The sequence below is a fragment of the Chelatococcus sambhunathii genome (genome assembly GCF_001418005.1).
Classification (GTDB): domain Bacteria; phylum Pseudomonadota; class Alphaproteobacteria; order Rhizobiales; family Beijerinckiaceae; genus Chelatococcus_A; species Chelatococcus_A sambhunathii.
Map to the genome: position 1 here is coordinate 362708 of NZ_LIOL01000003.1, position 23084 is coordinate 385791.

Here is a 23084-nt window from a genome sequence, read left to right on the forward strand (position 1 = left end):
GAACCTTTTCAGAATACCACACGGGCATGGTTGGACGCCGGTTCTGTAGGGGTATATCCCTAAAGTGGCGGCCGGCATGCGACGCACGCGGACGTGTCATACCCGGAGCGATCTATGAGCGGGATGTATCGCGGAAGATCGCGAGGGGATGCGCGCGCCTGGCAGGAAGAGCCTGCGGTCCTGCCTTTCTGGCCAGCGACGCACCGCCCCCGCGCGTATAGATTCCCGTCGCTAAGGGCAGTGGCGCCGCGGGAGCGTGTGGCACGATGGCATCCATCGAGATCGTGGACTTGGTCGGAACGCGGCTGGAGCAGGCCTGGGATGCCTATGTCGCATCGGCGCCGAACGGCTCCTGCTATCATGCGCTCGTCTGGCGGGAGATCCTGAGCCGCAGCTTCGGCCACGATCCATACTATCTTGCCGCCCGCGCGGGCGGTGCCATCGTAGGCGTTCTGCCGCTCTTCGAGATGAAGAGCTGGCTGTTTGGGCATTATCTCGTCTCCCTGCCTTTCGTGAATTACGGCGGCATCCTCGCCGACCGGCCCGACGTCGAGGCGGCGCTCGCCGAGGCCGCGATGCACCTGGCCGTCCGCCGCGGTGCCGGCCACATCGAGCTCAGACAGTCCTTCGCCTCCGGCCTCGAGGCCGCGCGGGGCTGGCAGGTGCGCCATCACAAGGCGGCGCTTGTCGTGCCGATCGAGCCCGACCCCGAGCGGCACTGGGTGGCGCTGAGCTCGCGCCTTCGTGGAAAGGTGCGCAAGGCCGAGCGCGCGGGCGCGGTCTTCTCGCGCGCCGGCACGGACGGGCTTGACCGCTTCTATCGCGTCTTCGCCAAGAACATGCGCGATCTCGGGACGCCGGTACACCGGCCGCAGTTCTTCCGCACCATCCTCGAGCGTGTGCGCGGGGCGCAGATCCTGCTTGTCGAGCTCGACGGCCGGCCCGTGGCGGCGGCGCTCGCTATCCCTTCGCGGGATACGATCGAGCTGCCCTGGATTGCGTCGGACTACGACGTCTCATCCCGGTACGTGAACGAGTTCCTCTACTGGAAGGCCATCGAGATGGCGTGCGGCGCGGGGGTCCGCCATCTCGATCTCGGCCGCTCCACCATCGGCGCCGGCACCTACACCTTCAAGCTGCAGTGGCAGCCGGAAGTGGTGCCGCTGTTCTGGTCCTACTGGCTGCCCGCCGGCGGGACCCTGCCGGAGCTGGCGCCGACCAATCCCAGATTTGCGCTTGCCATCACCTGCTGGAAGAAGCTGCCGATCAGGGTCGCGAACGGCATCGGCCCGCACATCGTGCGCAACATCCCCTGAGAAGGTGGCACGGGTCGCGGCCGTCAGCGCACGGCGTCGGGCCATTCGATGCGCGCAACGTAGTCCGCCACCGGGCCGCCGGGCACGCCCCAGTTGCTCGACCAGATGACCTGCGAGCCGTCCGGCGATGGCGAGGCATGGATCTCGCTGTCATAGTCGGACCGGTCGTTGTAGGTGTGCACGATGCGCCGCAGTTCGCCGCTTCCGTCGGTGCGCAGTGCGACGATCTCTCGGTAGAAGGGCGCCCAGTCCGGCGCCTCCGCAACCTTGTCGTAGGTGCCCTCGTAGCTGAGGAAGACCCAGCCGGGGCGCCCGATGTTGCGCACCGAGGCGTGCGACGCATAGCCGGGCGGGGTGAGGTCGGTGACATGGCCGTCCTCCAAGCGCCGCTTGATCACGTGCCACTTGTCCGGGTCGGCCTTGCTGATGCCGATGTAGACGTCCCGGCCGTCCGCGTCGATCGCCATGTCGCCATGCCCGGGCCGGTGATGTTCCGGCCAGAGCTGGACCTGTCTCCCGTCGACGGTAAAGACATGCACCGTCTCCGTGCGCGTTGGCAGGGTCTGGAAGCACATGATGAACCGACCCGTGGCGGAGATGCCGCAATAGCCGTTGTCGCCGGGCAGGGCGGAGACGGCGATGTCCGGGAATTTCCGGCGCTCTTCGAGATCGTAGGCAAAGGCAACGAGCGCGCCGGACTTGTTGCGGGCGCCGAGGACGAGGCGGCGGCCGTCTGCCGAAATGTTGCCCTTGTAGGGGCCGAAGGAAAGGTCCCAATAGCCGTCCGGCCAGTAGACCACACGATGCTCGTCCTTTTGCGGCGACCAGAGGGTCACACGGTCGTCGTAGACGCAGACCATCTCTTGTGCCCGCGTCGGATGCCACTTGCAGTCCTCGTCCATGGGGCGGTGAAACAGCGGCTCGTACGTGCGACCGTCGAGGAAGCACATGCCCGAGCATCCGTTGGTGATCGCGAGCAGACTCTGGTCCGCGTTCCACGCCTGCGTGCTCGAATAGCGGTGCCGGCAAAGCGCAGCGTCGCAGGCCATGGTCCTGCCCATCCGGCCGCCGGGATCGGTGACGCGCGTGAAGGAGGTACCGAACACGGGGTCGCGAACGGTCTCGAGATAGCGCGGCCGGGGCATCGCCGGCGTCGAGACGACGACAGGACGGGAGGGAAAGGCGGCGCTCCCGGCAAGAGGCAGGACCTCGGTCGCCCGGCCGGCGAGGCCGACCGGCAACAGTACGAGAACGCACAGAAGGATGCCACGCACGTGGGCCGACGTACTGCCGGGATCGGGCCTGCCGTCTGGTTCGCGGGATTGGCGTCGCATCACCCTTCGCCCTGAGGATTGTGCGCGTCAGGGTGGAATTGGCAGCACCGGCCGGTCAATTGCCCGAAAGGAAAGTTCAGGGGGAGCATTCGGCAGGGTGGACCGCGAGCCGGTGTCCGCCCCTTTCGCCGGACGGGACAGGGTTCGAGCCCGCCGACGCCCGCCCCGCCTTCGTCGCACGATCGATGCGCTCAGGTGGACGGACCTCTCGGCCCGCTTGCGGTGAGAGGACGCGGCCGTCGGCTGGATTTACTTCGGACATCTACCCTTTTGCGCCCTGTACACGTCGAAAACCTCGCTGTTTCATCGTCAGGTGCGGCCGATCTGCGTATTCCGGTGCCGCTGGCGAGGGAGGACAAGATGAAGGTCGTCATCCAGTGCGGAGGCCTTGGCACGAGGCTGCGTCCCTATACCATGGTGCTTCCGAAGCCTCTCATGCCGGTCAAGTCGAAGCCGGTCCTCGAACTCCTCCTGCAATGGCTGCGGCGCAACGACTTCACCGACGCCTACATCACCACCGGCTACCTCGGGCATCTCATCCGCAGTTTCTGCGGCGACGGCCACCAGTGGGGGATGAATATCAGCTATACCAGCGAGAAGGAGCCGCTCGGCACCATCGGCCCGCTGACCATGCTGCGCGAGGAGCTCGACGCCACTTTCCTCGTCATCAATGGCGACGTGCTGACGGACCTCAGCCTCGGCGCCTTCACCCAGGTTCACCGCGAGCAGGGGGCGCTCGTCACCGTGGCCGCATCGGTACGCAAGACCAAGCTCGACTTCGGCGTCATCGAACAGACCAACGGACGCATCGTCGGCTTCAAGGAGAAGCCTTCGCTCACCAACATGATGAGCATGGGCGTCTACTGCATGGAGCCGCGCGTGCTGGACTACATCCCGGCCGGCGTGCCCTTCGGCTTCGACGACCTCATTCATACGCTTCTTGCCCGCGGCCTACCGGCCCACACCTTCGCGCATGATGGCCTGTGGCTCGATATCGGGCGGATCGAGGACTTCCAGATCGCGCAGGAACTCGCCTGGGACGACCAGTTGCCGGCCTTCGAGGTCGTGGCGGCCGCCTGAGCGGCTGCCACAGCCAGCGTCGACATGGCTCGGGGTTTTGGGGGCTGACGATGTTGCTCGTATCGGAACCCGTTCTTTGCACCGAGGAGACCTCAGCGCTGTCGGAGGTCATCGAGAGCGGCTGGATCACCATGGGGCCGCGGGTGCGCGCCTTCGAGGAAGCCTTCGCCGCGGCGCACGGCCTGTCCGACTGCATCGCTGTGAGCTCATGCACGGCGGCGCTGCATCTCATCCTCCTCGCCGCCGGGATCGGCCCCGGCGACGAGGTGCTGGTGCCCTCGCTCACCTTTGCCGCCACGGCCAACAGCGTGATGTACGTGGGGGCGAAACCGGTCTTCGTCGATATCGAATCCCTCGATGTGCCGCTCATCTCGCCCGCGCGCGCCGAACAGCTCTGCAGCGCCAGGACGAGGGCGGTGATCCTCGTCCATTATGCAGGAGCGCTGGCGGACAGGGCCGCCTGGCGTGCCCTGGCCAATCGGCACGGCCTGCTGCTCGTCGAGGATTCGGCCCATGCGGTCGGCGTCGAGGGACCCGGCACCATCGGCGACGCGGCAGCCTTCAGCTTCTACGGCAACAAGAACATGACGACCGGCGAGGGCGGCGTCGTCACGGCGCGTGATCCGGCACTGCTCGAGCGGGTGCGGCTGCTGCGCGGCCACGGCATGACGAGTGGCACCTTCGCGCGTCTCAACAGCCGCACGCCGCACTATGACGTGACGCTGCTCGGCTTCAACTACCGGATGGACGAATTGAGAGCCGCCGTCGGCCTCGTCCAGCTCGCTCACCTGCCGGCGTGGAACGCCAGCCGTCGTGCCTTCAGCAGGCTCTACCGTCGGCTGCTTGACCGCGTCTGCCCGGACGTGCGCGTGCCCTTCTCGGACGAGCGGGCGTCGTCGCACCACATCATGCCGGCCCTCCTGCCGGCCGCAGCCGATCGCGACCTCGTCATCGAGCGGCTGCGGGACGCGGGCATCCAGACGACCATCCACTATCGGCCGGTGCATCACCTCACCCTCTACCGAGAGCGGCCGGATATCGGGCCGCTGCCGGTGACCGAGGAATTCGCCAGCCGCGAACTGACGCTGCCCCTGCATCCCAAGATGACGGCCGCGGATGTCGAGCACGTGGTCAACGCGCTCGCCACCGCCCTTCGCACCTAGGGTGTAACGCTGCAACGGACTTGGCGAGGCGCACATGACGACCAACCGGAGGCGGGCCTATCATGCCGGGCTGGCACGCCTGTTCGACATCAGCTTCGCTACGATCGGCCTCGCGGTGCTGAGCCCGGTAATCGCGCTCGTCAGCATCGCCATCGTCGCCGAGACGGGCAGGCCGGTCCTGTTCGCGCAGACCCGGCTCGGCGTTGGCGGCCGCCATTTCCGGATGCTCAAGTTCCGCAAATTCCGTCCGGACACGCGCAACGCAGGCTTGCCGCTGACGATGAAGGGCGATGACCGCATGTCGCGCGTCGGGCGTTTCCTCGCCCTCAGCAAGCTCGACGAACTGCCCCAGCTCGTCAACATCCTGCGCGGTGACATGGCCGTCGTCGGCCCGCGCCCGGAGAGCCTCGAGCTCGCCGACTGCTTCACCGAAGCGACCCGCCCCGTTCTCGCCTACAAGCCCGGCATCTTCGGGCCGAGCCAGTGGGCCTTCCGCAACGAAAGCGCGCTCTTTCCGCCCGACGTCGATCCCATCGCGTTCTACCGGCAGACGCTGTTCCCGGCCAAGGCGCAGCTCGACCTCGCCTATTATCCCGGACGCACGCTCGCATCCGATGTCAAGTGGATCGCTCTGTGCTGCCTCGCCATCCTTGGCTTCGGCAGCGAGCCGGAGCGCGCCATCGCGGATGCCGGCGTGACGGAAACCCCACCGCTTCACCTGCGCTAGCAGCATGCCAGTCGAGAGGCACGCCATGGAACGCCCTCCCATCATTCCATCGCAGCCGCACATACCGGACTACAAGAAGGCGAGGGTGCTGGTGACGGGCGCCGACGGCTTCATCGGCTCGCACCTCACCGAGCGGCTCGTGGAGACGGGTGCCGACGTGACCGCGCTCGCGCTCTACAATTCCTTCGACTCCGTCGGCTGGCTCGACCATCTGCCGGCGGATGTCGTGACAAGGCTCAGGATCGTGCGCGGCGACGTGCGCGACGCCGCCTTCGTGCGCCGCCTCCTCGCGGAGCAGGAAGTCGTGTTCAACCTGGCGGCGCTGATCTCGATTCCCCATTCCTATTCCGCGGCCCAGTCCTATGTGGAGACCAACGTCCTCGGCCTCATCAACATCCTCGAGGCTGCGCGCGAGCACCGCGTGCGGCGCGTCGTGCAGACCTCCACGAGCGAGGTCTACGGCACGGCGATCACGGTGCCGATCGGCGAAAGCCATCCCCTGCAGGGGCAGTCGCCCTATTCGGCCTCCAAGATCGGCGCCGACATGATGGCCGAGGCCTACGCCCGGAGCTTCGACATGCCCGTGGCCATCCTGCGCCCCTTCAACACCTTCGGCCCGCGCCAGAGCGAGCGCGCGGTCATCCCGACAGTCCTGCGCCAGATCCTCGATCCCGACGCCGCGACCGTGCGTGTCGGCGATACCTCGACGAGCCGCGACTTCACCTACGTGGAGGATACGGTGGCGGCTTTCCTCGCCATCGGCTGTGCGCCGGACATCGAATTCGGGCGGCCGTACAACGCCGGCAGCGGCAAAGGCATCGCCATCGGTGAACTGGTCGATCTTCTCATGGCGCTGACGGACCGGCAAAAGCCCGTCGAGCAGGACACGAACCGGCTGCGCCCCGCCAATTCGGAGGTACGCGTCCTCCTGGCGGACAGCACGCGCTTCATGAAGGCAACCGGCTGGCGCCCGAAGGTGGAATTGCGCGAGGGGCTCGTGCGTACCATCGCCTTCTGGCGCGAGCGTTTTGCCCGCAATGCCGTCCGCAGGGACAGGTCACATGTCACGTAAGGCCGGGCAATCCTGCTTCAACCGGCCCGCTCCGAAAGCCTCATCATGCCCGCAGGGACAGGAGGTGCCATTGCGGTACTATTTCCATCTGTCGACAGGGCGCGAGATCGTGCTGGACGACTGCGGTCTCGAGCGGTCGGACCTCGATGAGGTTCGCACCGAGGTCATGCAGGCCATCGAAGAGTTGCGCGACGAGAATCCGTTCGCGAACTGGGACGGGTGGCGGTTCGACATCACCGACGCCACCGGCAGCAGGCTCTTTTCGGTCTTCCTCACGAGCCCCCTGCACTGACATCATTGCTGCGGCTGGTGCGTATCGGCGGCGGCCGGCCCAGAAGACCAGCCGATAGCCGCCACCGCAATCTTAGCTCGAATGGACGGCGCTCGTCGTCGGCCCCGCGCTCGCCTTGCGCCTTGCGCCGGGCCGGGCGCCGCAGCGCAGGCGCGGGGCCCATCCCCGGTTTCGGACGCAGCGGTCAAGCGCGACAGCGCCAGGGTCGATGCACCACTCCTCACCCGCCCGGATCCTCGGTGCGGACGAGCCGTAGCGCGTTCGGCGATTACCGTTTCTCGGTGCCGATGGCGATGCGTTTCGCCTTGCTTGCGGCTTTCTCGCTCTTCGGCAGCGTCACCGTGAGCACGCCGTTCCGGAAGCTCGCGCTCACCTTGTCGTCCTCGATCTCGTAACCGAGCCGGATGCGGCGCTCGAAACGACCGTAGAAGCGCTCCGAGAACCGGCGATCCTTGTCCTCGGTTTCGGCCTTCTTTTCTCCCCGCAGCGTCAGGGTATCGTCATCGAGGAGCACCTCGACGTCCTGCTCCTCGAGGCCGGGCAACTCTGCCACGACACGGATCTCCTTGTCGTCGTCGCTGACCTCGATGCTCGGCCAGGCGGCGGAGAATCCGGCGAGGCGGCCGGGCCCGTCGCGGAAGGGCCTCTCGAAGCCCCGGAAGACGTCGTCGAACAGCCGGTTCACCTCGCGATGAAGGGCGAGGAAGGGGTCGCGCTCCCGATAGGCGACGGGGGCGGTTTCGTCGTTTCGACCCCAGGGGATGAGATCGCGAATGGTCATGAGTCTCCTCCATTGCTCGGGATGAAGCGGCTCCGAAGCGGAGCGCCGGCTTGGCGCGGCAGAAGCCGGAGGAGAGCGGTCGAGCGCGACCCGTTCTCCATGCCCTCGACAAGCGGCATGGAGCAGCGGGCGCTGCGGAGCGGACCCGCGGTCCGCCGGCCCCTGTCGCGGCAACCGGCATCATTGATCTAGGTGGAGACCGGCGGGCTTCAAGAGGCCCGCTCATGGCTTGGGAACGAAGCTGTGCCGCACCACGAGCCGGGCTTCGATGCGCTCGCTGATAAGGGGGCCTGTCGGGCGCCGCTGGCGCGCATCGAGCACGGCGACGGCCCGGCCGGCCATCAGCTCCGCGTCCTGGCGGAAGGTCGTCAGCCGATAGGCGAGCCAGTCGGCTTGGGGTATGTCGTCGAAGCCGATCACGGCGACATCGCCGGGCACGGCGAGGGCAAGATCAGTACGCGCCGCATCCGTGACGCCGAGCGCGACGAGGTCATTGACGCAGAAGATCGCTCGCGGCCGCGGCTGTCCGGCGAGCAGGGCGCGGCCGGCGGCAAGGCCCCCGGCATAGTCCGTGTCGGTCCCGCGTGCGACGGCGACCCTGGCGCCGAGGCGGGCGGCCTCGTCGCAGAACGCCTGTTCACGCTCGACGATGCTCGGTGTCGCCGATCGCGAGCCGGCGAGACCGAGCCGCGTGAAGCCGCGCGCCACGAAGAGGCGGGCCGCGAGGCGCGCGGCGGCGCTATTGTCCACCATCACGTGATCCGTTTCCGGCTCGGAGCGACCGATGACGACGAGGGGCTGCCCGTTGCGCCGGGCGAGATCGACGAAGGAGGCCGGCGGCGAGCCGGAGAGGATGATGGTCGCTTCGGCGCGATGGCCGAAGAGCGTCTGCTGGGCTGCGGCGAGTTCGTCCTTCGTCTCGCCCGTGTTGATGAGCAGCGGCACGCTGCCGCGCCGGATGAGCGCCTTGGCGAGCGCGGCGGTGAGATCGGCTCGGAACCCGACTTCTGGCTTGGTCGCGACGATGCCGACGAGGCGGCTGTGGTTGGCGAGAAGGCCGCGTGCAAGGTCGTTGACCTGATAGCCGAGCTCGGCGGCGGCCTTGATCACCTTCTTGCGCGTTTCCTCCGCGATGCTGGCGCCGGGCGTGAAGGCGCGCGAGACAGCCGAGCGCGACACGCCGGCGCGGTGCGCCACGTCCTGGGCGCTGACGAAGCGCGGCTTGCCGGTCGTTCGGATCCTGGCGGCGGTGTCGTCCACGGTCATGCGGCTTTTGCTTCAGTGGCCGACGCGCGACAGCACGTCCGCCTTGAGGAAACGTTCCACCACCAGCATGAAGGCGATGGAGGGCACGAGCAGCAGCAGCGCCGTGATCGAGGCGATCTGGTAGTTGCCGCCGGCGCCTGCCGTATAGAGCAGAAGCGGCAACAGGTTGACATCCGGCGCGCCGACGAAGAACGAGCCGGTGAATTCGTCGAGGGATTCGAGGAAGACGAAGATGGCGCTCGCCATCAGCCCCGGGGCGGCGAGCGGCAGGGTGACGTCGCGGAAGGCGCGCAGCGCGCTCGCGCCGATGGAGCGGGCGGCCTCCTCCAGCTCCCGGTCGACCGCCGAGAAGGCGGCGGTGGCGATCCACACCGCATAGACGAGCCCGTGCGTGACGTGGACGAGGACGACGCCGGGAATGGTGCCGTTGAGACCGAGTCCGTAGAACAGCCGCGCGATGTTGACGTAGACGGGCAGGTTCGGGAACGCCTGCGGGATGAGGAAGGCGATCAGGATGAGGCTGCGCAGCGGCAGCTTGAGCCGCGCCAGCGCATAGCCCGCCGGCACGGCGAGCGCGAGCGCCGCGATCACCGTCAGGGTTGCGACGAAGACGCTGTTCGCCAGGGATTCCATGGCATTGCCGCGCGGCGAGAAGACACGCTGCCAGTAGCTGAAGCCGTATTCCAGCGGCAGCGCGTGCGGGAAGTACCAGCGCTCCGCCACCGTCCACAAGACGAGATTGGTGAGCGGCCCGAAGATGATGAAGGCGAGAAGGCCGAGGACCAGCCCGCGCGGCAGCCACCAGAGGTCGATCCGCGGCAGCCGGCGGCCGGTGGCCGGTGTCGTCGTCGCGAGGCTCGTCATGCCCGGCTCCTCACGTTGTGCCTGAGGTAGATCCAGGCAATGCTCGCCGTGATGAGCAGCGAGATGAGGCCGAGCGCATTGGCGACGCCGTAGTCGCGATAGGCGTTGAGGCGGAAGGCGATGTCGGCGGTGATCATGGTCGGCGACTGGGCGTTGATCATGAGCGGCACCGACAATACCGACATCATGGTGACGAAGGACAGGACGAGCCCGACGATGAGCGTCGTCGCCACCTGCGGCACGACGATCTCGATGAGGATGCGCAGGCGCGAAGCACCGAGGTTGCGCGCCGCCTCGATGGTGCCGCGGTCGAGCGAGGCCATGGCGCCGGAGACGAGCAGGGCCACGAAGGGCGCCTGCTTCCAGACGAAGGCGATGACGATGCCGCGCCAGTCGAGGAAGCTCGTCGTCTCGAGCGGCGTCAGGATACCGAGGGAGACGAGCGTGTTGTTCATCATGCCGTTCTTGGCGAGGAAGGTTCGCAGCACCTGGCCGACGACGATGAAGGGGATGAACAGCGGCCAGCGGTAGAGCCAGCGCAGGACGGCGACGGCGTGCGGGTTCTCGCCGAGCGTGAGATAGCCGCCGATGGCGATGGCGACGAGGCCGATGATCGCCGTCGACAGGCTGACGATGACGACCGTGAACAGGATGTCCTGGCTGTAGAGGGCGAAGGCCTTGTCGAAATTGCCGAGCCCGTAGCGGCCCTCGACCTCGAAGGCGCCGACGACCGAGGCGCCGAGCGGCACGATGAAGAGCAGCGTGATCGTGGCCAGCGCCGGCAGGACGAGGATGAGGCCGAGGAGGCGTTTCGACATGGGGTGATCCGGTTATGCCGGGAACATTGTAGTGGAACGGTGCCGCCCCTCCCCCCTTATGGGGGAGGGGGGCAGCAGGCAGGAGGTCGTGCTCCTGCGTCGCGACGCCCACCCCCGGCCCTTCCCCCACAAGGGGAGAGGGGCGAATGGCGCCCGGCTGTTCCGCCGGGCGCCAATGGCCCGCTCAGTTCGAGACCTGCCGCTCGTAGGCCTCGAGGATCGCGTTGTTGTAGGGCGCGATCGGGAAAGGCTTGCCGTTCTTGGCGAGGTCCTCCGGAGTGATGTCCTTGAACAGCTTGTTCCAGGTCGCGTCGTCGAGCTCGGCCTGGACGTGCTGGGCGTCGATGCCGGGATACCAGTTGAAGCGCTTGACGATGCCCTCGGCCTGTACCTTCGGGCTCGTCGCCATGGCGACGAACTTCTCGGCAAGCTCCCGGTTCGGACTCTTCGCCGGCACCACGTAATGCATCGGCTGGCCGGGCATGCCGGGCTCGGGCAGGATGAGCTTGAGGTCCGGCGGCAGGCGCCCGTCCGCCTGCCAGGAATAGAACATGTCGACCCACACCGGGCCCATGGCGATTTCGCCGCGGCTCAGGAGGTCGAGCGTGCCGGCGTTGCCGGGCGTGAGGGTCGCGTGGCGCGTGAAGTCCTTGAGGCTGGCAAGCGCCTTGTCCCACTTCTTCGTCTCGGCTTCTTCGAAGGGGCCGTTCTGCAGCTTGCCGGCGTCGCCCTCGCCGAAGGCGTAGATCCAGCCCATGACGAAGCTGACACCGGAGGCGCCGCCCTTGATGCCGTTGTAGCCGAACTGCTTGGGGTTCGCCTTGGCCCATTCCGCGAGCTCAGCATAGCTCTTCGGCGGGTTGGCGAGAAGATTGGGGTTGTAGGCGAGCGCCGTCTGGCTGTTGAACATCGGCATGACATAACCGCTCACCCTGGTGCCGAGCGCCATGTCGGCATTGCCGCGGGTGACGAGCTTGCCGCTCGGGATCTTGTCGCGATAGGCCTCGAGATAGCCCGCCTCCACCATGGGGCCGGCGAACTTCTCGTGCACGACGGCGACGTCGACGTCCCATTTGGCGCTGCCGGCCTTGGCCTGGGCCTCGAAGCGCTCGAGGATCTTCTGCGAGCCGGCATCGCCGGGCCCGGTACCGACCACGCGCACCTTGGCGCCGGGATTTTCCTTTTCGAACAGCGGGCCGAGATATTCACTCACATATTCGACCATGTTCTGGTCGCCGGCGGTGACCACCGTCAGCTCGGCTGCCGCGGCCGGCGTGGCCGCCAAGCCGAGGGCGAGAGCCGCATTGAACAACGTTTTCATCGTTCGGTCTCCGTTATGGCGGGCGCGGGGCCCTGTGTCAGGCTCCGGCCAGTTCGCTAGCCTTGTCTGTCTTGTGTCCGGCAAACTCGGCCGCGGCCGGTTCGGCGCCGGGCGGGTTGAACAGGAAGAGCGCCTCAGGCGGCACGCACACCTTCACGGCCGCGTCCGGGGCGAAGGCCTGCGGCGCGTCGGCGAGAACGGTGTCGGGGCCGACGGCGACGGCGTGGCGCCAGTGGCCGCCGGGATAGCTCGCGCTCTCGATGCGGCCGGGTAGAACCAGCGTGCCCTCCGGGACATGCGCGGCATCGCCTGCCGGCACGAGCTTGGCCGCCTCGGCGCGGAAGCGGGCGACGACAGGTCCGTCGGCGAGCGGCCGCCCCGAGAGTGGCACGGCACAGGGCTCGTTCGTCGGTCCGGCCGTGATGGCGAAGCGGTCGCCCGCGACGGTTCCGACAAGGCCGATGCTGTTCTCCGCACCCATGAAGGCGGCGACAAAGGACGAGACGGGCCGGTTGTAGACCTCCTCCGGCGTGCCGGCCTGAGCGATGCGGCCGCTGTCAAGGATGACGATGCGGTCGGCCATCACCATCGCCTCCTCGCGATCGTGCGTGACATGGATTGCGGTGATGCCGAGCCGGCGCTGCAGGGCGCGGATCTCGTGCCGCACGGAGAGGCGGATGCGGGCGTCGAGGTTCGACAGCGGCTCGTCGAGCAGCAGGATCTCGGGATCGATGGCGAGCGCCCGGCCGAGGGCAACGCGCTGGCGCTGGCCGCCCGAGAGCTCGGCCGGCTTGCGGCGCGCAAGGCCGGTGAGACCGAGCAGCGCCTCCATCTCCGCGACACGCCGGGCGATCGCCTCGGCCGGCTGGTGACGCAGCTTGAGGCCATAGCCGATGTTCTGTGCCACGGTCATGTGCGGCCACAGGGCATAGGACTGGAAGACGAGAGCCATGCCCCGCTTGTCCGGCGGCAGGCGCGTCACGTCGCGGCCCGCGACGGAGACGGTTCCCGCCGAGGGCATCACAAAGCCTGCGATGGTCCGGAGCAAGGTGGTCTTGCCGCAGCCCGAGGAGCCGAGCAGGGCGACGAATTCCCCCTTGGCGATGGCGAGGTCGATGCCGTCGAGCACCGTTGTCGCGCCATAGGCGACGCTCGCCTTCTTGACCTCGAGAAACGGCGCCAGTGTCATCGAGCCCCCCGTTGCACAGGTGTGCATCGCGGAACGGCGATGCCCTGCAAGCCAGGTCGGGACATAGGTCCCATTCATAACATCCCGATGACGGTTTGGGCAGACCGGTTGCGGCGTTGCCGCCCCCTTGAGCAGGACGCTTTCTTCCCCCGGGAGCGGTTCTTGTGGGATTGTGAATGAGCGGGTGGGCCGCCTCTCCGCTCGCCATGGCCGGCCTTATCCCGGCCATCCACGATTTCGAGGCCCGCGTCAGGCGCGGGTATGACGGCGCAACGGGTTTGAGACGGTTTCACACGCACGGTCAACGGTTTGAAGCGAGGTGGAAGGCGTCGCGAGGGTTGGCCGTGCCGTCGCGGCTTGATCGGACCGGCGTCCGGGGCGACACTTCACGAAAAAATCGAACAGACATATGGGGAGGAGCGCAGCCATGAGGCAGGAGCAGGCCGCCCATATCGACGAGGTCGTGCGGGTCGCCGTCGGCGAGCGGACAGCGCGCGATGCGGTGATTCAGGAGTCGTGGCGGCGGTGCGTGGACGAGCACAAGCTCGATCCCGTCGTGCTGCGCGATGCGCAGATCCTGCCCCAGGCGCAACTGCGCGAGCATCGCGACGCCATGGACGAGTTCCTGCACACCGCGCGCGTGGGGCTCGAGACGCTCTATCGGCAGGTCTGCGGCCTCGGTTATGTGCTGCTTCTCACCGATGCCAAGGGGGTCACAGTCGATTTCATCGGCGATCCCACCTTCAACGACCAGTTGCACCGGGCCGGGCTCTATCTGGGCGCCGACTGGGCCGAGACGCATATGGGTACCTGCGCCGTCGGCACCTGCATCGCCACCGGCGAGGCGCTGACGGTGCACCAAAGCGACCATTTCGACGCGACGCACATTCCACTCACCTGCACTGCCGCCCCAATCTTCGATTCAGGCGGCACGCTCGCAGGCGTTCTCGACATCTCGGCACTGAAGTCGCCGGAGCCGAAACAAAGCCAATACCTCGCGCTCCAACTCGTCAAATCCTATGCTCACAAGATCGAGAACGCCAACCTCCTCAACAATTTCCGCAGCGAGTGGATCCTCAAGCTGGCGGCGAGCCAGGAATTCGCCGACGTCGATCCCGACTGCGTGCTGGCGATCGATGCGGGCGGGCGCATCATCGGCTTCAACGACCGCGCGCGCCGCCTCCTGCTGCGCGAAGCCGCCTTGCGCTCGATGCGCAATCCGAACCCGCTCGGGGCGATGATCAGCGACTATCTCGACTGCCGGATCGACGACCTGCCCCTCTTCGCCCATTCGCTGCCGACGCGCCAGCGGGCGGTCCGGCTGCTGGCGAGCGGCACGACCCTCTTCGCCCAGAGCCTGCCGCCGCCGGCTCGCGCGTCGCAGCAGCCTGCGCCGGCACGGAAGGCGGCCTTGGCTCGTCCGCTCGAGACGCTCCATGGCGGCGACCCGATGATGGAGGAAGTCGTCGCCAGGGCCGCCCGGCTCGTCAACACGCAGATGAGCATCCTCATCCATGGCGAAACGGGCACCGGCAAGGAGCATCTCGCCAAGGCCATCCACGCTGCGAGCGCGCGAGCGGGAAAGCCCTTCGTCGCCGTGAACTGCGCGGCGCTGCCCGAAACGCTCATCGAGAGCGAATTGTTCGGCCACGAGCCGGGCGCCTTCACGGGCGCTGCGGCCAAGGGCAAGAAGGGCCTCGTCATCGAGGCCGACGGCGGCACGCTCTTCCTCGACGAGATCGGCGACATGCCGCTCGCGCTGCAGACCCGCCTGCTGCGCGTGCTCGCCGAGCGCGAGGTGACGCCCGTCGGCCGCACCCGGCCGGTGCCGGTTAACATCCGCGTCATCGCCGCCACGCACCGCGATCTCGTCGAGCTGGTGCGGGCCGGCGAATTCCGCGAGGACCTCTACTTCCGCCTCAACAGCGCCGTGCTCGCCCTGCCGGCGCTGCGCCAGCGCGCCGATCTCGTCTGGCTCATCGGGCACCTCATGGCCACGCACGGCGACGGCGCGCTGCCGCGGCGGCTCTCGCCCGCCGCCATGAACGCCCTTAAGGCCTATTCCTGGCCCGGCAACATCCGCGAGCTGGTCAATTGCCTCGACTATGCCCGCGCCGTCGCGACGAGCGACGTCATCGACGTTGCCGATCTGCCGCCGACCATCTTTGAGGAGGCACTGCTTCATTCCCCGGTGCCATCGCCGGCCCGCGCCGCCGTCCCGGAGGAGACGGCGCGGGCGGAGCGCCTCGTCGAGGCCTTGCGCGCGCGGCAGTGGAACGTCTCGGCGGTGGCGCGGGAATGGGGTCTCGACCGCTCCACCATCCACCGTCGCATGCGCCGCTTCGGCATCGTGCCGCCGCATAAATTGAGCTGACGGGTGCCACACCTGTTGCAGGCGGGGCGCCACAGCTGGGGCGCCGGCGCCTCACCAGTCCCGCCTGAGAGAACAGCCGGATTGTTTGTTTGCAATGACTTGGCGCTGATCGCGCCGTTGGCATCGTCCTTGCCGCATCCTTCGCAAAAGACGACAAGCGAAGGGAGGACGGCTTGGGGCCCATCGTCGGCATCATTGCCAATCCGGTCTCGGCACGCGACATCCGCCGTGTCGTCGCCAATGCGGCGAGCCTGCAGATCGCCGATCGCGCCAACATCGTGCTGCGCGTGCTCGCCGCGCTCGCCGCCTGCGGCATCGAGCAGGTGGTGATGATGCCGGAGCACGGCGGCATCCGCGGCCACGTGATGCGCGGCATCGAGCGCTCGCGCAACCAGGGCGAGACCCGCTTTCCGCATGTCACGCATCTCGACATGCCGGTCACCGGCACGGCGGAGGACAGTGCGCGTGCCGCCCGCCTCATGCACCGCGCGGGCGTCGCAGCCATCGTCGTGCTCGGCGGCGACGGCACGCACCGGGCCGTGGTCAAGGAATGCGGGCGGGTGCCGATCGCCGGCATCTCGACGGGCACCAACAACGCCTTCCCGGAGCATCGCGAGCCGACGATCACCGGCCTCGCGGCCGGCCTAGCCGCCACCGGGCGCGTGCCGGCCAGAGTCGCCTTCGCGTCCAACAAGCGCCTCGACGTCGCGGTCGGCGAGCGACCGGCGGAGATCGCGCTCGTCGACGTCGCCTTCGTCACCGACAGCTATATCGGCGCCAGGGCGCTGTGGCGCACCGAGACCTTCCGCGAGCTCTTCGTCACCTTCGCCGATCCGGAGGTGATCGGCATGGCGGCCATCGCCGGGCTGATCGAGCCGGTCGGGCGCGGGGAGGCGGGCGGCATGATGGTTTCGCTGGCGCCCGCCGCGACGGCGCGCACCGTCCTCAGCGCTCCCATCGCACCCGGCCTCGTGGTGCCCGTCGGCATCGACGACTGGCGGCGTATGCCGGCGGGCATCCCCTTCCACCCGCATCTGGCCGCCGGCTCCGTCGCTCTCGACGGCGAGCGCGAGATCTTCTTCGACGGGCGGGAGGCTGTCTCGGTGACGCTCACGGCCGATGCCTTCCGCACCGTGAACGTGCCCGCCGTCATGCAGTTCGCCGCGACGCACGGGCTCCTCAGGGCCGGGGCATCCCTGCTCGCCACGGCTCTCGCCTGAACCAACGACAACCCCAAGGGTCGACCAAAGGAGGAAATGCCGATGTCCACCAATCCCTTCCCGCTCGACAAGGCGGACCTGATGAAGGCCTACCGCACCATGCGGACCATCCGCGAATTCGAGGAGCGGCTGCATGTCGAGTTCGCCAAGGGCGACATTCCGGGCTTCGTCCACCTCTATGCGGGAGAGGAGGCCTGCGCCACCGGCATCATGATGCACCTGACCGACGTCGACCGCATCGCCTCCACGCACCGCGGCCACGGCCACTGCATCGCCAAGGGCGTCGATGTCCACGAGATGATGGCCGAGATCTACGGCAAGGCGACCGGCGCCTGCCGCGGCAAGGGCGGTTCCATGCACATCGCCGACCTCGCCAAGGGCATGATGGGGGCGAACGGCATCCTCGGCGCCGGCGCCCCGCTCGTCTGCGGCGCCGGCCTCGCGGCCAAGTTCCGCGGCGACGGCGGCGTCGGCATCACCTTCTTCGGCGATGGCGCCTCCAACCAGGGCATGGTGCTGGAGAGCATGAACCTTGCCGCCGTGTGGAACCTGCCGGTCATCTTCGTGGTCGAGAACAACGGCTATGCGGAATCGACCTCGGTCGATTACGCCACCGCCGTCGATTCCTATGTCGACCGCGCCTCCGGCTTCGGCCTGCCGGGCGTGACCGTGGACGGCACGGACTTCTTCGCCGTCTACGAGGCGGCCGGCGAGATGATCCGCCGCGCGCGCGAGGGCGGCGGGCCGGCGCTGCTCGAATGCAAGATGGTCCGCTTCTTCGGCCATTTCGAAGGCGACGCCCAGACCTACAAGGCCAAGGGCGAGAACGACTACAACCGCGAGCACCGCGACTGCCTGAAGATCTTCGCCGCGCGCGTGCGCGAGGCAGGCGTTGTCACGGCGGACGAATTCGCGGCGATCGACCGGGAGGTCGGGGCGCTCATCGAGGATGCGGTGGCTTCCGCCAAGGCCGCGCCGCTGCCGTCGGCACGCGACCTCACCACCGACGTCTACGTCGCCTACTGACGCTCGACAGCCAAGAACATCCGGAGGAAACCGTCATGGCCCGCAAGATCAGCATGAAACAGGCGATCAACGAGGCGCTCGACCTCGAGATGCGCCGCGATCCCGCCGTCATCGTCATGGGCGAGGATATCGTCGGCGGGGCCGGCAGCCCCGGCGAGGAGGATGCCTGGGGCGGCGTGCTCGGCGTCACCAAGGGGCTGCACGCCAAATATCCCGGCCGGCTGCTCGACACGCCCCTGTCGGAATCGGCCTATATCGGCGCCGCCATCGGCGCGGCCGCCTGCGGCATGCGCCCGGTGGCCGAGCTGATGTTCCTCGATTTCATGGGCGTGTGCTTCGACCAGATCCTCAACCAGGCGGCGAAGTTCAAGTACATGTTCGGCGGCAAGGCCAAGACCCCCGTCGTCATCCGGGCCATGGTGGGTGCCGGCTTCCGCGCCGCGGCCCAGCATTCGCAGATGCTGACGCCCGTCTTCACCCATGTGCCGGGGCTCAAGGTCGTGTGCCCGTCCAACGCCTATGACGCCAAGGGCCTGCTCATCCAGGCCATCCGCGACGACGATCCCGTCATCTTCTGCGAGCACAAGAACCTCTACGGCCATGAGGCCGACGTGCCGGAGGAGGCCTATGCCATCCCCTTCGGCGAGGCGGCGGTGGTGCGCGAGGGCAAGGACGTCACCATCGTCAGTTACGGGCTCACCGTGCACCGGGCGCTGGAGGCGGCCGAGCGGCTCGCCAAGGAGCGCATCGAGGCCGAGGTGATCGACCTGAGGACGCTCTCGCCCATCGACTGGGACACGGTCCTCGAGAGCGTCGAGACGACCGGCCGGCTCGTCGTCGTCGACGAGGCGAACCCGCGCTGCTCCATCGCGACGGATGTGTCCGCGCATGTGGTGCAGGAGGCCTTCGGGGCGCTGAAGGCCGCGCCGCAGATGGTGACGGCGCCGCACACGCCGGTGCCGTTCTCGCCCGTGCTCGAGGACCTCTACATCCCAACGGCGGATGCGATCACCGCCGCGGTGTCGAAGATCGCGCCGCGCGCCATGGCAGCTTGAGGGGAAGGACATGACGGATCAGCGCATCAAGCCGGTGGTGATGCCCAAGTGGGGCCTTGCCATGGAAGAGGGCAAGGTCACGGGCTGGCTGAAGCGGCCCGGCGACCGAATCGCCGTCGGCGACGAGATTGTCGAGGTCGAGACCGACAAGATCGCCGGCGTCGTCGAGGCGAGCGAGGCCGGCGTCCTGCGCCGCGCCATCGGCGAGGTCGACACGGTCTATCCGGTCAAGGCCCTCATCGGCGTCGTCGCCGATGCCGACGTGCCGGAGGCGGAGATCGACGCCTATGTGGCCGGCTATGTCACCCCTTCCGCCGACGAGGCAGGCGAGGAGGAAGCCGGCCCGACCTACGAATTCGTCGAGACGCCCGCCGGCCGGCTGTGCTATGCGCGGCGCGGGGAGGGCGCCGAGACGATCGTGCTCGTGCACGGCTTTGGCGGCGATCTCGACAACTGGCTGTTCAACATCGATGCGCTGGCGGACAAGGCGACGGTCTATGCGCTCGACCTGCCGGGCCATGGCCAGTCGGCCAAGGCGATGCCGGAGGGAGGCGTCGAGGGCCTCGCCCGCGCCCTCCTCGGCTTCATGGACGCGCTCTCGATCGAGTGCGCCCACCTCGTCGGCCATTCCATGGGCGGCGCCGTGTCGACGCTCGCGGCCAGCGCCGCGCCGGGGCGGGTGAGATCGCTGACCCTGATCGGCTCGGCCGGGCTCGGGGAGGAGATCAATGCCGACTACATCGCCGGCTTCGTCTCGGCCGCCTCCCGGCGGGAGCTGAAGCCGGTGGTGGAACAGCTCTTCGCCGATCCGTCCCTCGTCAGCCGCCAGCTCGTGGAGGACCTCCTCAGATACAAGCGCCTCGACGGCGTCTCGGCGGCGCTCGAGGCGCTGTCCGGCGCCTTCCTCGCCCACGGGCGGCAGAAGACGCTCGTCGCCTCCTCCCTTGCCGCACTCGACATCCCCGTCCTCGTCGTCTGGGGCGCGGAGGACCGCATCATCCCGGCCGCCCATGCCGAGGCGCTCAATGGCCGCGCCAAGGCCGAGGTCATCCCCGGCGCCGGGCACATGGTGCAGATGGAAAAGGCAAGCCGCGTCAACGAGCTGATCGGCGCCCATATCACCGCCTGAAGACCGCTGAGAACGCCGTAGACCTGCAACGGAGGCCGGCCCGTCGTGGCCGGCCGAGGAGAAAGCCATGCCGTTCGGACTGAAGGACAGGAGCATCATCGTGACCGGCGCCGTGCTCGGCCGGGCGTCGACGGCGCAGGATCTTGTCGGCGTGGCCTGCTTCCTTGCGTCGCCGGCCTCGGACTTCATGACCGGCCAGTCACTGCTCGTCGACGGCGGCATGGTCTTCGTCTGAGCGAGAGGCTGGCCGGTTCGCGCCATGCGGCCTTAAGTCTAGGGTCACACGGCTTGTCCGCTCGGGCCGGCGCCACTATCGTCGGTGGCAAGGGGCGGCCATAACGCCCGCACGGTGGGAGGAAGCCACATGCGCGATGCGTCGGTGGCACGCCACGTTGACCGCATCGAATCAGCCATCGCAGGCAGCGAGGCGGCGCATTCGGCCCTCGTCGCGTCCTGGCAGCGCTCCTGTGCCCTGCACCGGCTCGATCCCGCCGACGCCCGTGGTCCGCAGACGCTCACGGGTCCGGAGCTGCAGCGGGCGCGCGAACGGCTGGATCTGCTGATCCGGTCGGCGCAGGACAGCCTCGACCGCCTTTACCAGGCGGTGGGAGGCGTCGGCTGCTGCGTGCTCCTCGCCGATGCCGACGGGGTGCCCGTCGACCGGCGCGGCGCCCCCGCCGACGACGAGACCTTTCATCGCTGGGGCCTGTGGACCGGGACGGTCTGGAGCGAGGCGAGCGAGGGGACGAACGGCATCGGCACCTGCCTCGTCGAGCAGCGTCTCCTCACCATCCACCGCGACCAGCACTTCCACGCCCGCAACAGCGGCCTCAGCTGTACCACCGCCCCGATCCACGACCATGAGGGCCGGCTCGCGGCGGCGCTCGACGTGTCGTCCTGCCGCGCCGACCTCACCGAGGGCTTCGTCAACCTCATCGCCGTCGCGGTGAGCGACGCGGTGCGGCGCATCGAGGCGGAGAATTTCCGGCGCGCCTTTCCCGACGCCCGTGTGCTCCTGGCGCCATCGCCGGAGCGTGGCGGGGGCGGACTGATCGCCGTCGACCGGCACGACCTCATCATCGGCGCGACGCGCGCCGCCCGGCTTGCCTTCGGTCTCCGCGACGACGACCTCAGGGGCTCGCTGCCGGCCGCGGATCTCCTTGCCGGCGGGCCGGGAGGACGCGAGCAGCTGGCGGATGCCGAGCGCGGCGTCATCCAGCGCGCGCTGGCACGCTCGCACGGCAATGTCTCGGCGGCGGCCGCCTCGCTCGGCATGAGCCGCGCCACCTTCTACCGGGCACTGAAGCGGCTGCGCCTCGACGCCGCCCACTGATCCCGACCCGAAAATCTCCCGCCGAACTGTCTCAGTTCTGAAACACTCGCCGGCCGGCAGGCGTGCGGGAGCGGCTGACGGCCTCCGGTCCGGGGGGCAAGCTTCCTCACCGGCTCGCAGCAGCCTTCTCGCAGAGCCTTGGGAGGAAAGAGAATGAACAAGGTCGATGTCTCGCGCACCGCGCGCTCGCCGTTCGCCGCCCGCTACGGAAATTTCATCAACGGCACCTGGGTCGAACCGAAGGCCGGCCGCTATTTCCAGAACACCTCGCCGGTGAACGGGCAGCCGCTCTGCGACATCGCCCGCTCGGACGCGGCGGATATCGAGGCCGCGCTCGACGCCGCCCATGCCGCCAAGGGCGCCTGGGGGCGCACCAGCGCTGCCGAGCGCGCCGCCGTCCTCAATGCCATCGCGCAGCGCATGGAGGATAACCTCGACTTCCTCGCGCGGGCGGAGACCTGGGACAACGGCAAGCCGATCCGCGAGACGACGGCGGCGGACATTCCGCTCGCCATCGACCATTTCCGGTATTTCGCCGGCGTCGTCCGCGCCCAGGAGGGCTCGATCGGCGAGATCGACCATGACACGGTGGCCTATCACTTCCACGAGCCCCTCGGCGTCGTCGGCCAGATCATCCCGTGGAACTTCCCCATCCTGATGGCGGCGTGGAAGCTCGCGCCGGCGCTTGCGGCCGGCAATTGCGTGGTGCTGAAGCCGGCGGAGCAGACGCCGGCCTCCATTCTCGTCTGGGCCGAACTCGTCGGCGACCTTTTGCCGCCGGGCGTGCTCAATATCGTCAACGGCTTCGGCCTCGAGGCCGGAAAGCCGCTCGCCTCGAGCCCGCGTATCGCCAAGATTGCCTTCACCGGCGAGACCACGACCGGCCGGCTCATCATGCAATATGCCAGCCAGAACCTCATCCCCGTCACGCTCGAGCTCGGCGGCAAGTCGCCGAACATCTTCTTCAAGGACGTGCTCGCCGAGGACGACGACTTCCTGGACAAGGCGGTCGAGGGCTTCGTCATGTTCGCGCTCAACCAGGGCGAGGTCTGCACCTGCCCGAGCCGCGCGCTCATCCACGAGGCGATTTATGACCGTTTCATGGAAAAGGCGCTCGCGCGCGTCGCCGCGATCGTGCAGGGCGATCCGCTCGACCCGGCGACGATGATCGGTGCGCAGGCCTCCGGGGAGCAACTCGAGAAGATCCTGTCCTACATCGACATCGGCCGGCAGGAGGGTGCCGAGGTATTGGCTGGCGGGGAGCGCAACGCGCTGCCCGGCGACCTCGCCGGCGGCTATTACGTCAAGCCCACGGTCTTCCGCGGCCACAACCGCATGCGCATCTTCCAGGAGGAGATCTTCGGCCCGGTCGTCTCCGTCACCACCTTCCGGGACGACGAGGAGGCGCTGTCGATCGCCAACGACACGCTCTACGGCCTCGGCGCCGGCATCTGGACGCGCGACATGAACCGTGCCTATCGCTTCGGCCGCAGCATCGAGGCCGGGCGCGTGTGGACCAACTGCTACCACGCCTATCCGGCTCACGCCGCCTTCGGTGGCTACAAGCAGTCCGGCATCGGGCGCGAGACGCACAAGATGATGCTCGATCATTACCAGCAGACCAAGAACATGCTGGTGAGCTACAGCCCGAAGAAGCTCGGCTTCTTCTGATACCGACAGGGAAGGGCGGGTCCGACCCGCCCTTCCGCAGCGATGCAGGGTGC

General features: G+C 68.1%; 21 protein-coding genes. 14 read left to right on the forward strand and 7 right to left on the reverse strand.

Annotation, left to right across the window (positions count from 1 at the left end; translation table 11 throughout):
* The first annotated feature begins 266 nt into the window (after window positions 1-266).
* A complete protein-coding gene (locus ASC46_RS08250) occupies window positions 267-1316 on the forward strand; it encodes a FemAB family XrtA/PEP-CTERM system-associated protein (RefSeq protein ID WP_055458802.1) in 1050 nt (349 codons plus the stop codon).
* 23 nt (window positions 1317-1339) lie between these two features.
* Here ASC46_RS08250 and ASC46_RS08255 read toward each other — a convergent pair whose 3' ends face one another.
* Window positions 1340-2650, reverse strand: a complete 1311-nt coding sequence (locus ASC46_RS08255; RefSeq protein ID WP_245280503.1) for a hypothetical protein — start codon at window positions 2648-2650, stop codon at window positions 1340-1342.
* Window positions 2651-3010: 360 nt separating this feature from the next.
* On the opposite strand from ASC46_RS08255, the gene ASC46_RS08260 reads away from it, so the two are divergent.
* From ASC46_RS08260 to ASC46_RS08280, 5 genes are all read left to right on the forward strand, one after another.
* Complete coding sequence (locus tag ASC46_RS08260; RefSeq protein WP_055458803.1) at window positions 3011-3730, forward strand: nucleotidyltransferase family protein; 720 nt, start codon at window positions 3011-3013, stop codon at window positions 3728-3730.
* A gap of 50 nt (window positions 3731-3780) precedes the next feature.
* Entirely contained in the window at window positions 3781-4893 is a 1113-nt protein-coding gene (locus tag ASC46_RS08265; RefSeq protein ID WP_055458804.1) for a DegT/DnrJ/EryC1/StrS family aminotransferase, read from the forward strand.
* Window positions 4894-4927: 34 nt separating this feature from the next.
* A complete protein-coding gene (locus tag ASC46_RS08270) occupies window positions 4928-5620 on the forward strand; it encodes a sugar transferase (protein ID WP_055458805.1) in 693 nt (230 codons plus the stop codon).
* Between the two features lie 25 nt (window positions 5621-5645).
* Window positions 5646-6692, forward strand: coding sequence for an SDR family NAD(P)-dependent oxidoreductase (locus ASC46_RS08275; protein ID WP_055458806.1), 1047 nt, complete (start codon window positions 5646-5648; stop codon window positions 6690-6692).
* Between the two features lie 70 nt (window positions 6693-6762).
* Window positions 6763-6984, forward strand: a complete 222-nt coding sequence (locus ASC46_RS08280; protein ID WP_055458807.1) for a DUF6894 family protein — start codon at window positions 6763-6765, stop codon at window positions 6982-6984.
* A gap of 268 nt (window positions 6985-7252) precedes the next feature.
* Here ASC46_RS08280 and ASC46_RS08285 read toward each other — a convergent pair whose 3' ends face one another.
* The 6 genes from ASC46_RS08285 to ASC46_RS08310 all read right to left on the reverse strand — a co-directional run bounded on the left by ASC46_RS08285 (window position 7253) and on the right by ASC46_RS08310 (window position 13223).
* Complete coding sequence (locus tag ASC46_RS08285; protein ID WP_055458808.1) at window positions 7253-7765, reverse strand: Hsp20/alpha crystallin family protein; 513 nt, start codon at window positions 7763-7765, stop codon at window positions 7253-7255.
* A gap of 222 nt (window positions 7766-7987) precedes the next feature.
* Entirely contained in the window at window positions 7988-9031 is a 1044-nt protein-coding gene (locus tag ASC46_RS08290) for a LacI family DNA-binding transcriptional regulator (RefSeq protein WP_055458809.1), read from the reverse strand.
* Window positions 9032-9043: 12 nt separating this feature from the next.
* The gene (locus tag ASC46_RS08295) at window positions 9044-9895 is read right to left on the reverse strand and encodes an ABC transporter permease (RefSeq protein WP_055458810.1); all 852 of its coding nucleotides are present in this window, start codon (window positions 9893-9895) and stop codon (window positions 9044-9046) included.
* A complete protein-coding gene (locus ASC46_RS08300) occupies window positions 9892-10713 on the reverse strand; it encodes an ABC transporter permease (protein WP_055458811.1) in 822 nt (273 codons plus the stop codon). The genes ASC46_RS08295 and ASC46_RS08300 overlap by 4 nt, the downstream gene beginning before the upstream one ends.
* Before the next feature lie 184 nt (window positions 10714-10897).
* The gene (locus ASC46_RS08305) at window positions 10898-12034 is read right to left on the reverse strand and encodes an ABC transporter substrate-binding protein (protein WP_055458812.1); all 1137 of its coding nucleotides are present in this window, start codon (window positions 12032-12034) and stop codon (window positions 10898-10900) included.
* Window positions 12035-12071: 37 nt separating this feature from the next.
* Window positions 12072-13223 carry an ABC transporter ATP-binding protein gene (locus tag ASC46_RS08310; RefSeq protein WP_055458813.1) on the reverse strand — a complete coding sequence of 384 codons (1152 nt, stop codon included), beginning with the start codon at window positions 13221-13223 and terminating at the stop codon, window positions 12072-12074.
* Window positions 13224-13650: 427 nt separating this feature from the next.
* Between ASC46_RS08310 and ASC46_RS08315 the strand changes: the two genes are divergently transcribed.
* From ASC46_RS08315 to adh, 8 genes are all read left to right on the forward strand, one after another.
* Complete coding sequence (locus ASC46_RS08315; RefSeq protein WP_055458814.1) at window positions 13651-15597, forward strand: sigma-54-dependent Fis family transcriptional regulator; 1947 nt, start codon at window positions 13651-13653, stop codon at window positions 15595-15597.
* Window positions 15598-15770: 173 nt separating this feature from the next.
* Window positions 15771-16817 (forward strand): ATP-NAD kinase family protein, encoded by a 1047-nt coding sequence (locus tag ASC46_RS08320; protein ID WP_055458815.1) that lies wholly within the window; start codon window positions 15771-15773, stop codon window positions 16815-16817.
* A 42-nt stretch (window positions 16818-16859) separates the two neighbouring features.
* The gene (locus ASC46_RS08325; RefSeq protein WP_055458816.1) at window positions 16860-17843 is read left to right on the forward strand and encodes a thiamine pyrophosphate-dependent dehydrogenase E1 component subunit alpha; all 984 of its coding nucleotides are present in this window, start codon (window positions 16860-16862) and stop codon (window positions 17841-17843) included.
* A gap of 35 nt (window positions 17844-17878) precedes the next feature.
* On the forward strand, window positions 17879-18898 hold the full coding sequence (locus ASC46_RS08330) for an alpha-ketoacid dehydrogenase subunit beta (protein ID WP_055458817.1): 1020 nt from the start codon (window positions 17879-17881) through the stop codon (window positions 18896-18898).
* 10 nt (window positions 18899-18908) lie between these two features.
* Entirely contained in the window at window positions 18909-20027 is a 1119-nt protein-coding gene (locus ASC46_RS08335; protein ID WP_055458818.1) for an acetoin dehydrogenase dihydrolipoyllysine-residue acetyltransferase subunit, read from the forward strand.
* A gap of 67 nt (window positions 20028-20094) precedes the next feature.
* Complete coding sequence (locus ASC46_RS20795; RefSeq protein ID WP_245280504.1) at window positions 20095-20262, forward strand: SDR family oxidoreductase; 168 nt, start codon at window positions 20095-20097, stop codon at window positions 20260-20262.
* Between the two features lie 129 nt (window positions 20263-20391).
* Window positions 20392-21360 (forward strand): helix-turn-helix domain-containing protein, encoded by a 969-nt coding sequence (locus ASC46_RS08340; protein ID WP_055458819.1) that lies wholly within the window; start codon window positions 20392-20394, stop codon window positions 21358-21360.
* A gap of 153 nt (window positions 21361-21513) precedes the next feature.
* Complete coding sequence (gene adh, locus ASC46_RS08345) at window positions 21514-23031, forward strand: aldehyde dehydrogenase (RefSeq protein ID WP_055458820.1); 1518 nt, start codon at window positions 21514-21516, stop codon at window positions 23029-23031.
* Window positions 23032-23084 lie beyond the last annotated feature (53 nt).